General features: G+C 37.2%; 10 protein-coding genes, 1 other RNA gene and 1 pseudogene. All 12 read left to right on the top strand.

Annotation, left to right across the window (positions count from 1 at the left end):
- The first annotated feature begins 1 nt into the window (after window position 1).
- The 12 genes and pseudogenes from G7058_RS01795 (at window position 2) to G7058_RS01740 (ending at window position 13144) form a co-directional block, all read left to right on the top strand.
- Window positions 2-1255 carry a DUF1015 domain-containing protein gene (locus tag G7058_RS01795; RefSeq protein ID WP_166061931.1) on the top strand — a complete coding sequence of 418 codons (1254 nt, stop codon included), beginning with the start codon at window positions 2-4 and terminating at the stop codon, window positions 1253-1255.
- A 50-nt stretch (window positions 1256-1305) separates the two neighbouring features.
- Window positions 1306-1539: a preprotein translocase subunit SecG gene (secG, locus tag G7058_RS01790; RefSeq protein WP_166061930.1), complete on the top strand. Its 234-nt coding sequence runs from the start codon at window positions 1306-1308 to the stop codon at window positions 1537-1539.
- A gap of 114 nt (window positions 1540-1653) precedes the next feature.
- Window positions 1654-2415: an alpha/beta hydrolase gene (locus G7058_RS01785; RefSeq protein ID WP_166061929.1), complete on the top strand. Its 762-nt coding sequence runs from the start codon at window positions 1654-1656 to the stop codon at window positions 2413-2415.
- A gap of 3 nt (window positions 2416-2418) precedes the next feature.
- Entirely contained in the window at window positions 2419-4758 is a 2340-nt protein-coding gene (rnr, locus tag G7058_RS01780) for a ribonuclease R (protein WP_166061928.1), read from the top strand.
- Between the two features lie 17 nt (window positions 4759-4775).
- Window positions 4776-5234: an SsrA-binding protein SmpB gene (smpB, locus tag G7058_RS01775; RefSeq protein WP_166061927.1), complete on the top strand. Its 459-nt coding sequence runs from the start codon at window positions 4776-4778 to the stop codon at window positions 5232-5234.
- A 358-nt stretch (window positions 5235-5592) separates the two neighbouring features.
- A complete protein-coding gene (locus G7058_RS01770) occupies window positions 5593-7575 on the top strand; it encodes a fructose-1,6-bisphosphatase (RefSeq protein WP_227004473.1) in 1983 nt (660 codons plus the stop codon).
- A gap of 19 nt (window positions 7576-7594) precedes the next feature.
- Window positions 7595-8362 (top strand): histidine phosphatase family protein, encoded by a 768-nt coding sequence (locus G7058_RS01765; protein WP_166061926.1) that lies wholly within the window; start codon window positions 7595-7597, stop codon window positions 8360-8362.
- Between the two features lie 70 nt (window positions 8363-8432).
- Window positions 8433-8799: a transfer-messenger RNA gene (gene ssrA, locus G7058_RS01760) on the top strand.
- 164 nt (window positions 8800-8963) lie between these two features.
- Window positions 8964-9065: pseudogene (locus G7058_RS01755) on the top strand (serine hydrolase domain-containing protein); the annotation flags it as partial.
- A gap of 118 nt (window positions 9066-9183) precedes the next feature.
- A complete protein-coding gene (locus G7058_RS01750) occupies window positions 9184-9420 on the top strand; it encodes a TIGR04540 family protein (RefSeq protein WP_166061925.1) in 237 nt (78 codons plus the stop codon).
- Between the two features lie 78 nt (window positions 9421-9498).
- Window positions 9499-11055, top strand: a complete 1557-nt coding sequence (locus G7058_RS01745; protein ID WP_166061924.1) for a competence protein CoiA family protein — start codon at window positions 9499-9501, stop codon at window positions 11053-11055.
- A 4-nt stretch (window positions 11056-11059) separates the two neighbouring features.
- The gene (locus tag G7058_RS01740) at window positions 11060-13144 is read left to right on the top strand and encodes a coiled-coil domain-containing protein (protein WP_166061923.1); all 2085 of its coding nucleotides are present in this window, start codon (window positions 11060-11062) and stop codon (window positions 13142-13144) included.
- Window positions 13145-13146 lie beyond the last annotated feature (2 nt).

Genomic DNA, 13146 nt, shown 5'->3' with positions numbered 1-13146 from the left:
TATGGTAAGTATTAAACCATTTCGAGCAGTACGACCCAATTCTTATGACGTCGACCAGATTGCGAGTCTACCGTATGATGTGGTGAGTAAGAGCGAAGTGTTAAAGTTAGTAGAAGACAATCCTAAATCATTCTTGAATATAGACCGTACCGATGTCAGATTTGAAACAGAAGATGCGGATGAAGTCTATGAGTTAGCGAAAGATAAATTAGCAGATTTTATGGACAAAGGCTGGCTTATTAAAGAAGAGGAACCTGCATTATATATTTATCGTCTACTGCAAGGCGACCGTCTACAATATGGATTAGTGACAACCATTGCAGTGGCTGATTATGCAGATGGACACATTAAGCGTCATGAGTTCACCCGTCCGGACAAAGAGAAAGACCGCATTCGCCATAATGACTGTTCAGATGCGAATACGAGTCCGATATTCCTGACTATGCGTAAAAATAGCAAACTGAAGCTGCTTTTGAAAAAGGAAAGAGAAGCCCGTTTGCCGCTTTATACGTTTGATAGCTTTAACGATACGAACCATTGCATCTGGAGAATTACAGACCCGGCGACTATCGAAAATATCCAGAGCATTTTTGCGGAAGAAATTACTAATCTTTATATTGCTGATGGGCATCATCGCATGGAGTCTGCGTATAAAGTGTCTAAAATGCGTCAAGAAGCTTATCCGGATGCACCGGAAGAAGCAAGTTTTAATTACTTTCTTGGTGTGATATTTTCAGAAGAAGAATTGACCATTCTTCCTTATAACCGCATCGTAGAAGGGGATCTCACCCCACAAACGGTCAAAATAATTTCCCAAGCATTCGATTTTGAAAAAGTAGAAGCAGAAACATTTACACCCAAAGAAGCGGGGACCATCGGCATGTTCGCTAATGGTGACTGGTACAAGTTGACGATTAAAAAAGACAAGATACCTGCCGATCCTGTTGCGGCCTTGGATGCGTCTTTACTCCAGAATTATGTCCTTTCACCCGTGTTTGGGATTGAAAACCCTCGTACGGATCAACGGATTGAATTTGTTGGGGGCATTCACCCGATAGAAGAATTAATGGCACGTGCGGGTTTTGGGAAAATTGCGTTCTCCATGTATCAAACGACCATGGAGCAACTTTTGAACGTTGCGGACCATGGTGAAGTCATGCCGCCTAAATCAACTTGGTTTGAACCGAAACTTCTGAGCGGTTTGTTCGTACATCCATTTGAATCCGAAAAATACCTGAAGTCGGGTGTAGAATAAATTCCTTGTTTATGCTATAGTTAATCGTAGTATTTAAAGGAGGTCCACCATTGTACGACGTCTTATTAATCGCACTCATCATCGTATCAGTCTTGTTGATTATTGCTGTTTTGATGTTACCATCTAAAACAAACGCAGCAAGTGCCTTGAGCGGTGGAGCAGAAGCATTATTCGGTAAACAAAAAGCAAGAGGGTTTGAAGCAGGGTTAAGAAGAACAACTGCTGGATTAGGAACAATTTTTATTGTTCTTTCAGTAGTACTCGCATACCTATCTTCCAACTAATTATGAGTATAATGAATGAAATTGAAGCTGGGACTCGAGTCTCAGCTCCTTTTTTTGGTTTTTTTCAGGTCTTAAAGTACAATAGAAGTAGCAATAAATGATGAGGTGACGTACATGTCGAAAATTAAATTACCACAACCGTTTTTATTTGAAGCAGGACCAAGGGCTGTCCTTCTTCTTCATGCCTATACAGGAAGCGCGAATGATGTGCGGATGTTAGGAAGACATTTACAGCGTGAAGGCTATACCGTGTATGCGCCGAATTTTTCAGGTCATGCTTCCGAACGCTTTGAAGATATATTAGATTTAGGCGGAACGGATAAGTGGCTAGAAGATGCTAAGGAAGCAACGCAATTTTTACGAAACAAAGGGTACGATCAAATTGCTGTTCTCGGCCTATCATTGGGCGGTATTGTGGCAACACGTGCGCTTGAACGAGGTGATTATATAGGAGGAGGATCGTTTAACTCCCCGATTATGAATATCGGTGAAAGTCGTGTTCCTGCAGCTTTTGTGAATTATTACCGTAACTTCAACAAACGTTTGGGTATGCCGGCCGAAGAAATTGAAGCAGCGATGCCCCGTATTAAAGAAAAAATGACACAACAAATGGAAACAATTACGCAGTTTTCAAAAGAAGTTATTGACGAACTTAATAAAATTAAAGTTCCATATTACATCGCTTCATCCGGAAAAGACGAGCTAATTGACTCGATAAATGGTGCCGTATTACGCGACGCTTTACTACCATTTACGACCGTTGACTATCAAGCATTCCCGGATATGTCACATGTGATAACCGTTGGTGCCAATAGAGATTCTTTCGAAGAGTCCGTAACAACATTCCTGGAAAAATTAAACTGGAAAGAAGGATGATTTATGAGCAACATTGAAAAGATTCGTTCAGAAATCGTAGATTTCTTAAAACAAAAAGAACCAACAAGCTATTCAGTCCGTCAACTCAGCGAAGCGTTGCACTATGAAGAAGCATCAAAATTTAGAGAATTAATTAAAGCCATTGCCTTAGCAGAACGTGAAGAATTAATTGTTTTGAACAAAGAAGGAAAATTCCGTTTGAAACGTGCATCAGGTACGATCATTGGGAAATTCCGTGCCAATGAACGCGGTTTCGGCTTTGTGGATTACGATCCGAACGAAGACGATATTTACGTAGCGAAGGAATATACCGGCAGTGCCATGGAAGGCGACACCGTTGAAGTTAAAATCACGGGCAAACCAGAACCATGGAACAGCAAAGGCCCGGAAGGTCGCGTTGTTCAAGTAATCGAGCGGAACACTAACCGTATTGTAGGCGAATTTTTCCCCTATGATTCAGAACGTAGAGAAGAAACAGGTTTCTTGGGCTATATCGTACCCCAAGATAATAAATTGAACCATATGGTGGTTTATGTGCTGCCAGATGGTTTGCAGGCGGTAGAAGGCAGTATTGTTTTAGCGGAAATTAAAGAGTTCCCGACAGCGGAAAATCCCGTAGGTATGACAGGGTTTATTACAAAAGAAATCGGCCATAAAAATGCACCGGGTGTTGATATTCTTTCAATTTTATACAAACTGGGGATTCCGACAGAGTTCCCGCAAGATGCGTTGAACCAAGCAGAAGCAATCCCCTTTGAAATTCCTCAAGAAGAGTTGGAGAATCGCGTTGATTTACGTCATGAAACAGTCATCACCATCGACGGTGCAGACGCTAAAGACTTGGATGACGCGATTTCATTTAAGAAACTCACTAACGGAAACTTTCAATTAGGTGTGCATATTGCTGATGTTTCGTACTATGTTACTGAAAATTCATCTATTGACCGCGAAGCATACGAACGCGGAACCAGTGTGTATTTAACGGACCGGGTTGTCCCAATGTTACCAACGAAGCTTTCGAACGGTGTCTGTTCGCTATTGCCACACGAAGACCGTTTGGCAATGACCTGTATGATGGAAATGGATGGTACTGGGAAAGTAGTCAATTATGATATCTATCCAAGTATTATCAATTCCAAACAGCGCTTTACGTATACAGCTGTTAATGAAATTTTAGAAGAAGGTAATCCTGAAATACGCCGTGAATATACGGATTATGTCACGATGTTGGAAGGGATGCGTGATTTACACCACATCCTTGAACGCATGCGCCGTAAACGCGGCTCGATTGACTTCGATACAAGCGAATCGAAAATTATCGTTGATGAGGCGGGCCACCCGCTTGATATTCAAGTTGTGGTTCGTGGAGTGGGCGAACGTTTAATTGAATCCTTCATGTTAGCAGCGAATGAAACGATTGCTGCTCACTATAATAAGAAGAAGTTCCCGTTCATCTACCGGATTCACGAACAGCCCGATCCAGCTAAAATGTTGCGCTTCATGGAATTCGTAACAACATTCGGTATCGTGGTTACAGGATCTAACGAAAATATCAAACCAAAACAACTTCAGAACATCTTAATCGAAACAGATGGTGAGCCCTACGATGCGGTTGTCTCCACATTCCTGCTGCGTTCTATGAAGCAAGCGAAGTACGATATGACACCAATGGGCCACTATGGCTTGGCGACACGCGACTACACGCACTTTACTTCACCAATCCGTCGTTACCCGGATTTAATTGTTCACCGTTTAATCCGTGAGTACGAGAGCGGTAATATCTCTGCTAAGAAAGCGAAATGGGAAGGGAAACTGGAAGAAATCGCGACTATGACCTCTGTGGCAGAAAGACGTGCCGTGGATGCAGAACGCGAGACAGATTCCTTGAAGAAAACAGAATTTATGGTCGACAAGGTCGGCATGCAATTCGAAGGTGTCATCAGCTCCGTGACGAAGTTCGGTATCTTTATCGAATTACCGAATACAGTTGAAGGTTTAGTCCATATTTCGAAAATGGATCAGGATTATTTCAACTTTATCGAGAGTCATATGGTATTATTAGGAGAGCGGACCGGCATTGTGTACAGAATCGGTCAAAAAGTAAAAATCGAAGTAACCAAGGCAGACGTGGAAACACGTGAAATTGATTTTGCGCTGATCGAAGATGAAGATTTGAAAGTTTACGATAATGAAATGAATCGTGAACAGAAGAAAAAATCTAAAAAGCGTAACAAAAAATCGTCGGATAAACCCCAAGATTTTAGAAAGAAATCAAAACGCCAAGGACCGAAAAACACAAACCGACCAGGTAAAAAGAAAGCGGTCAAAAAGAAAGATAGATAGAAATTGAGGTTAAGCTTATGCCAAAAGGGACAGGGAAAGTTTTAGCACAGAATCGTCAAGCGCATTTTGAATATACGATTTTGGATACATTTGAGGCGGGTATTGTGTTAAAAGGTACCGAAATTAAATCCATCCGAAATGGTAAACTAAACTTGCGTGATGGTTATGTTTCCATTCACGGGGGAGAAGCCATTCTTCAGAATGTACATATCAGTCCCTTTGAACAAGGGAACATCTTTAACCACGATCCTTTGCGTACACGCAAATTACTCTTGCACAAGAAACAAATAAACTATTTAGCCAATGAATTAAAAACGCAGGGTGTCACTATTATTCCCTTGAAAGTTTATTTGAAAGATGGCTTTGCAAAAGTGTTAATTGGGATTGCCCAAGGTAAGAAAAAATACGATAAACGCGAATCTCTGAAACAAAAAGATATGAAGCGTGAAATCGATCGTGCAATGAAAAATCGCTAAAATGTAAAAGAGGCCCGTCATGCTGACGAGCCTCTTTTTGCTGAGCAGAATAGTTACACAGATGCGACATAGACGCTCGAAAATAAATTTATATGTCGTACTCTGATAAGTCTCAAGTAGAAATCGAAATTATCTATTCTACTTGAGAGTCTGGCTAATTAGATTTCCTATCTGAGTAGAGAGAAAGCATTAAGAGGTGTCAGATTATAAAAGACAGCACGTTCAATTTGCACTATACTTGCTTCTGTTACGACTATATTGTCGGACAATGACAATTTTTTGCTTTGGTCTATTAATTTCTTCATTAAAAAGCTATGATAGAGTCATAAGAACAGAATATGAAAATGGGGTGGGCCTTGTGGTTGTAGATAAGGATAAGTACTTAAAGCTGTTATCAAAGCAATATTCGACTATAGCGGACACAGTAACTGAAATTATCAACCTCGAAGCAATCATGAATTTGCCGAAAGCAACAGAGCATTTCATCAGTGATTTGCATGGGGAATATGATGCTGTTCAGCACGTGTTGCGTAACGGTTCCGGTAACATCAAAGAGAAGATTAGAGAGATTTTCCAGGGTCGTTTGAGTACGCGCGAGATGAATCAATTGGCGACCATTGTCTATTATCCAGAAGAAAAGGTTGATTTAATTGTATCGGAATTGACATCGCGAGAAGAAATAGAAGAATTCTACACACTGACGGTGACACGCATTACCGAACTGTGTGCTTTTGTCGTTTCCAAATATACGCGTTCAAAGGTGAGAAAAGCCTTGCCGCCGGACTATGCGTATATCATTGAAGAACTTCTATTCAAAGACACCATTATGTCCAATAAAGAGCATTATTACGATAAAATTATCAATACCGTTATCTCACTAAATCGTGGGAAACAGCTGATTGCCGCTTTTGCGCATGTAATCCAACGTCTGGTAGTCGATCATATTCACGTTGTAGGCGATATTTACGACCGGGGCCCGTATCCGGATAAAATTATTGATACGCTGATGGATGGCCACGAATTGGATATCCAGTGGGGGAATCATGACGTTTTATGGATGGGTGCTGCCAGTGGATCTGCTGCCTGTATGGCAAACGTGATTCGTATCAGTGCGCGTTACGACAACTTGGAGATTATCGAGGATGCGTACGGTATTTCACTTCGCCCACTGATGACGTTTTCGGAAATGGTATATCCGGAAGACCGCTATGAACCTTTTTTACCGAAAGTAAATCCTGATTCAGATGATGAAATCTATCAAGAAGAAATCCGCCAAATTGCGAAAATGAACCAAGCAATTTCGATTATCCAGTTTAAATTGGAAGGTGCGATTATCAAACGCCATCCTGAATTTGAGATGGAAGCAAGTCTGCTATTAGATAAAATTAATCATGATGAAGGTACCGTTACAATCGACGGAAAAGTTTATCCGCTTCGTTGTGATTATTTCCCGACTATCGATCCAAATGACCCGTACGCTCTGACGGAAGAAGAGAAATTGGTTGTGAACCGTCTGATGGAAGGCTTCTTAAATAGTGAGCGTCTCCATAAACATGTGCAATTCCTTTACAGTAAAGGCTCCTTGTATTTGAAATATAATGACAATCTCCTTTTCCATGGTTGTGTGCCGATAAACGATGATTTAACATTCATGGAAATGACCATTCATAATAAGAAGTACAAAGGTAAAGCGCTGCTGGACGAATACGAAGATATTCTCCGGAAAGGGTATTTGAATCGTGAGGCGGGCTCTGACAACAACCGCTACCTCGATTACGTTTGGTATCAGTGGGAAGGAAAAGCCTCCTCATTATTTGGCAAGGATAAGATGACCACGTTCGAACGTCTGTACGTCGAGGATAAAGCGACGCATTTTGAACACAAAAATGCTTATTACAAACAACGTCATAATATTGAATTATGTAATATGATTCTGACCGAATTTGGATTAGACTCCTGTAAAGGCCATATCATTAACGGCCATACACCGGTAAAAGAAAATCGAGGCGAAAACCCGCTGAAAGCAAACGGGAAGTTGATTGTAATCGATGGCGGATTCTCAAAAGCTTATCAGGCAACAACCGGTCTAGCTGGCTACACGTTGCTTTATAATTCATTTGGCATGCAGTTAGTTTCGCACCAACCGTTTACTTCGGTTAAAGATGCCTTAGTAAACGAAAGCGACATCGTTTCGACCCGTCGGATTGTTGACAAAGAGCTCGAGCGTAAGACTGTACGCGAAACAGATGTGGGTCAACGATTAACTGAACAGGTAAATGACCTTCAAGCCTTGCTTGCAGCTTATTATGATGGTAGATTAGTAGAGAAAGTTAGTAAATAAATAAGCTACGAGGTGGACTATGTCAAAAGGTGTTACATTTTATTTTATGCGCCACGGTGAGACCTACTTAAATAAGTATCATCGTATGCAAGGGTGGTCCGATACACCACTTACCAACCGCGGGAAAAGAGACGTTGCGCGTAGTGGTGCTGGGTTAGCAGATGTAAAATTCGATGCTGTTTACTGCAGTGACTTAAGAAGAACATTTGAAACGGCTCAAATAATAGTAAACGAGAATCAACATAAAGAAGAGATGCCTCCAGTAGTAGCCATGCCTGAATTCAGAGAAATATTCTTTGGTTCATTTGAAGGGATGGATGCAACGGAGACATGGGAAAATCTATGGAAGTTCCTTGGTTATGAAGAGGGCATGGATTATCGCAACGATAAATCTGTTATTGAAGAATTAAACGGTATGAAAGCCATGGATCCGTATCACGAAGCAGAAGATTACCTGACATTCTGGACACGCGTGGAAAGAGGATTAATCAAATTAATCAACGAACACCGCGAAACAGGCCGCAATATTTTGGTGGTGTGTCATGGTATGACTATTCGCAATATGATTCATGCGTTAATACCGGAGTTCCAAATTGATCGTCATCTGGACAATGCCAGCATTTCGGTTGTCAGCTATTATGATGGTTTTTATCATTTGGAAAAATTCAATAGCGTAGAGCACTTCGCACCTGATAATATCAATAACAACGAACAAGAGCCTGAAGTTCACAAGATTCTGCCAACAGACGTGGATAAGGATGACGAACTGCCGTTACAAGAGCAGTAAACTTGAAAATAACATAGAAACGTGTATAATAAAGGGTACTCAGTAAGAGTACCCTTTATTATTTTATAGAGGGGATGTTACGGATTCGACAGGCATAGGTCGAGCTTTTGACGCGCTCCGTAGGTTACGGCTACGCAAAAACGTTCCAGTTAAATATAACTGACAAAACAAACAATAACACTTTAGCTTTCGCTGCTTAATAACAGCTAGCTAAGATCCTCTTGGCATCGTCCATGTGCTCAAGCAAGGGTCCCATAATCAGTGGACTACACCGTGACTTTCCACCTGGAGGAATCGGGAGAGATTAATCAGGTTAGCGTTTTGTAACGCCTGCCAGACGGCTAACAAAATGCGAATCCTAAATAGTATGGCTATGAGCGTAGACTTGGAAGTGCCGATATGTTTGGACGCGGGTTCGACTCCCGCCATCTCCATAAGAGATAAACGAAAAGAAGCTTAGAAACGTTGATTTGACAGTAGTCAGATTAATAATCTAAGCTTCTTTTTTTAATTATTCTATTATCAAATCCTAAAAATAAAAAAGATATTGCATTCAATTTTTAATGCCTTCATTCTTAGGAGAGAATGCGAGGGGAAATCTATGAATAAACAAGAATTGCATGCTTACATTAGTTCAGAGCAACTCAATATTTGTCAAATCGTTGCTTATAAGGATGGACAGGAAGTGTATGCGGATGAGTATAAAGAAATGAGATGAAAGTTAATAAAGGACTAGAGTATTTCTTATTAAAGAGTGATGGCTAAAGATATATATCTAAAGTATAATAAAAGTAAGAATCTAATAAAACAGGGGTGATTCTGTGGAAGTGAAAAAGTTTTATCGCACTCAACGCGAAGTTGCAGCTGTAATTAATGAAATAGTTGATGAATATTGGGTAGATAATCTCACTGATGAAGAATTAGAAGAGAATATAATGATAATATATAAAAATAATCAAGATAAAATTATTAAGAACAATGAATATACAACGATAATAAGACAACAATGCGGTAAAAATCGTTTAGCAGTTGTTTCAAAAATAACAAAACGCAACTAAAAAAGAGATAGTAAGACTCCTAGAAATGAGAGCGTTTTATTTACGGGTGGTAGTTTTTAGAGTTGGAGGTGAAAGATAGTGGATACAGCAATTTCTTTAGAAATAGCTGGCAAACAAAAAGAGGTAGTGGCTGAAGAGTTAACGAAACGGAAAAAATATAAGAGAGGCACATTTATTTGTCCTGAATGTGGTGAAGATGTTTTTTTAAGGTTTAGTGATAAGCAGAAGAGTTACTTTGCACATTATATGAGAAGCGAAATCTATAAAGATTGTGATTTAAGAGTAGATGGAAATTCGAACTTAACTATTTATGAACGTTTAGGGGTGCCGTTATATCTGACCAAATCTAAAATAAATGGCTACGAGTTAAATATTGGATTAAAAGCTATAAGTAATGAAAGTTTGATGATCGCTGAGAGCCAGAAGGCATATCTAGAGGTAATTTACGGTAAAAGCAGTAAGCGAATAAATATTGATCGCTTTAATTTTCCAATAGGAGAATTAAGTTTATTTAAGATTGATCAGTATCCAGCATTTAAAAAACCTTTTCTTATTCAATATAAAAACGTCCCTTCATCAATTAATAAATGGGCAAATTTTATTGATCCGGTCTTAGAAGCAGGGGTTTTATTTTCTGTAAATTCAAATGTAGGTAAAAGTATCCGACATGGCGATACTATATATTCAGATGAAGAGTATCTTTGGTTATCACCTAGAAAATTATGTAAAAATAATCTTTTAGAAAAGAATATAGAGTTGGAAGGAGAAATTCTCTTAAAAAATAAACCTCATTATATTTATAAAGTGGTCTTTATAAAAGATGAGAAGGATTATTCTAACTTTAAACGGTTATCTCAAGTCTTACATGAGAAATTAAAAGTTATATTACTAGAAAGTAAGAATAAAATAAACTTTCTTTGGCCACCGAGTATTAAAACAGAGGAAGGGTATTTTATATCTGCTAAAGGTAGGGTGCATAATGTTGTTCACTCAGTAAATAGTACTCCCAATATTTATATGTATCAAGATGATGGATATAAGCATCCGCAACAATTGAAGACAACGTATTATAAAGGTATAAACTATTTAAATTATAATCTTTCTGAAAGTGAAACACAATTGAATATGGATCGAAAGATTACTTCAACTGGTATAAATATAAAGCTTAAACATCATGAATATAAAGGAAAAGATATTCAACTAAACAATAAAAAAACTATGAATGAATTGAAACAAGTGGGATATAGTGAGGATTTAAATCTTGAATTAGTAACCAATGTAAAACTAACTAGTCTTATCATAGATTCAAATAAAAGGATAGATACTAGAAAATTCAAAATGAACCTCATTAAATGGAGAGAACTCAGCTATGGGGATATGATTTACCTTTTAAATAATGATAATTTGATATCAACAATAAACATTGAAAAGTTAAAAAGCAACTTTGGTTTTTCGGTAAGTGAGCTTAACTTATTGTCACAGATTCCTCAAAAAAAAGTGGTTCTTACAGCGAGTAATCGAGAAAAAATCTATCATATTATAAATGAAAATCAAATTTTTTTTCATGCATTTAAAAATATATTACATTCTAATACTATTCCATATACAATTCATGAATTATTAAAGGAGATCTAGAAGAATGAATAAAGAATTTAATTATTCACTGTGTCTGGCATTGCCTAACTTACAAGGTTCGAACTCTTTATATAGAATTGCTGATTATGACCCACAATATCGAGAGTTCACTCAAGCTAAATATGATTATACAAGTGAAACTCCTGTTCAAATCTATTCATCTAAAGTAGAAGGCATCGCCGAAGAGGTTGAAATAAGAAAATGGATTCCATTAGATGAGTTGAAACAGATGTCATTTTATCAAGAGCTACGTTTTGGCTATATTTATGAAGTATTGTTTTCAGAGGAATTAATCCACCAACCATTAAGTGATAAGCAATTAAGACAAGTATTATATAACGGGATAAGTTTACCTGAAGGAATAGCAAGATATTTTTTACTAGTCTTAGATGTAACATCAGAATCTTATCGAGTCTTACTTTGTGATAAAAAAGCTTTTAAATATGAAGAAGGAAAATACCATATTGAAAAGCAAATAAGAGATCTGAAGAATACAGTTACTGAATTTGACCTTATATATATTTATAATGACCAGTTAATATCAACAGAAACACTCCGGAATAAGTTAAAATGGTATAATCCGGATAAACTACGATATTTTTATAATTCAGTGATTCTACCAGAAAGCACGAAAAAGTTTCAATTGCGAGATCCCGAAGATTATACAATTGGTTTCTTTTCAAATTATTTAAAAAATACAGAGATGCGTAACAAGTACTCTAAACAAATAAGAGCAAATCTTATGACAGAGTTAGAATATATTGAAGACAACTATACGATAGTTGAACGCTTCTTCACTATTGAAGGTGAAAAACTTTCGGTAGCAAGCGATATTTTTATAGAGAATATAACTAATATAATAGACTTTATTAAGCGATCTGAAATTACTGAAATGGAATTTCTATTAGAAATTCTTGAAAAGAGCCCTTTGATTTCAAATGAGCTTGAAGAAAAAATTGAAGCTAAATGGATGTTACGAGCTAATGAAAATTTATTAAAAAAAGAAAATGAATTACAGACAGTAGAAGCTCAATACGATGAAAAAAAGAAAGAATTAAACAGGATAACTACTGAATTGACCGATATTGAAGTCGAATCTAAAGCCATTACTAATGAGTTAAAAGAATTAATGGAAAAGAAAGCAACTATTGAAACACAGATAAAACAAGAATTAACTAGTTTTCAAAAAAATATCGTTGAACAGTTTAAGCTATCTGCTTTTGCAGGAGCTAGTCAAGGAAATAGCGGCAACAACTCTGGAGTTATTGAACATATACCAGAAAATTTTGAGAATGTTGATTTACAGACGAGTGACAGTATTGTTGATATTTTTGAAGGAATAAAATATAATCTCGAAAATTTTATGGATACTTCGAATGCCCAAAGATACACTACTATATTAATTGCACTATTAAATACGCATAAGTTCATTATACTTCCTGAATTTCATTCTGAAGATATTGCGAATGCTTTATCATTAATTGTGACAGGCAAGCCAGTTAAAACAATAAGTATATTAAATGAATGTTATGATTTAAATTGGCTGATCGAACAAATTCATCATAATGAAGATAGATATGTTCTTATAAAAGGTCACTTAGATATGTTCAATGAATCAGCTGTAAATACATTAATTAATCAAAGTAAAAATAAAAATATTATATTTACGATTAATGATGAAAAATCATTAAGCTTATTTTCTGATAATCTTTGGAATTATTGTGGTTATTTAAATCCTATAGATCATTTCGATTTAGCCCTGGAAAAGCATTGGAAAAAATCCAACGAAATAAATATTGACGTATCAAAAGCCGATATTAGTACAGAAAAGCTGTCTTCAAATTTTTATAGTAGAATGACAGAAGAGTGTTTGTTTACTCGATACGTCCAAGAGGAATTTTTATATATAATGGAAGTATATACGGCCTTATATAAAGAGATAATAGATAAACATTTTGAAATGACTACGATGAAGAACATGCCTTTGAATCATCAAATATTAACAATGAATAGAGAACGGATCTCAGAACTAGAATCTTACTTAAATCGTCTTGGTATTGAGGAAGATTTACTGAAGTATTACAAGTAGGT

The sequence above is a fragment of the Jeotgalibaca porci genome, assembly GCF_011299095.1.
GTDB lineage: Bacteria > Bacillota > Bacilli > Lactobacillales > Aerococcaceae > Jeotgalibaca > Jeotgalibaca porci.
Note: the sequence above shows the minus strand (reverse complement) of the source record. Positions and strands in the feature narration are given on the sequence as shown.

Coding starts and splice junctions, on each gene's coding strand:
- G7058_RS01740 (WP_166061923.1), top strand. CDS start 11,060: ATGAATAAAGAATTTAATTATTCACTGTGTCTGGCATTGCCTAACTTA.
- G7058_RS01785 (WP_166061929.1), top strand. CDS start 1,654: ATGTCGAAAATTAAATTACCACAACCGTTTTTATTTGAAGCAGGACCA.
- G7058_RS01795 (WP_166061931.1), top strand. CDS start 2: ATGGTAAGTATTAAACCATTTCGAGCAGTACGACCCAATTCTTATGAC.
- G7058_RS01765 (WP_166061926.1), top strand. CDS start 7,595: ATGTCAAAAGGTGTTACATTTTATTTTATGCGCCACGGTGAGACCTAC.
- smpB (WP_166061927.1), top strand. CDS start 4,776: ATGCCAAAAGGGACAGGGAAAGTTTTAGCACAGAATCGTCAAGCGCAT.
- rnr (WP_166061928.1), top strand. CDS start 2,419: ATGAGCAACATTGAAAAGATTCGTTCAGAAATCGTAGATTTCTTAAAA.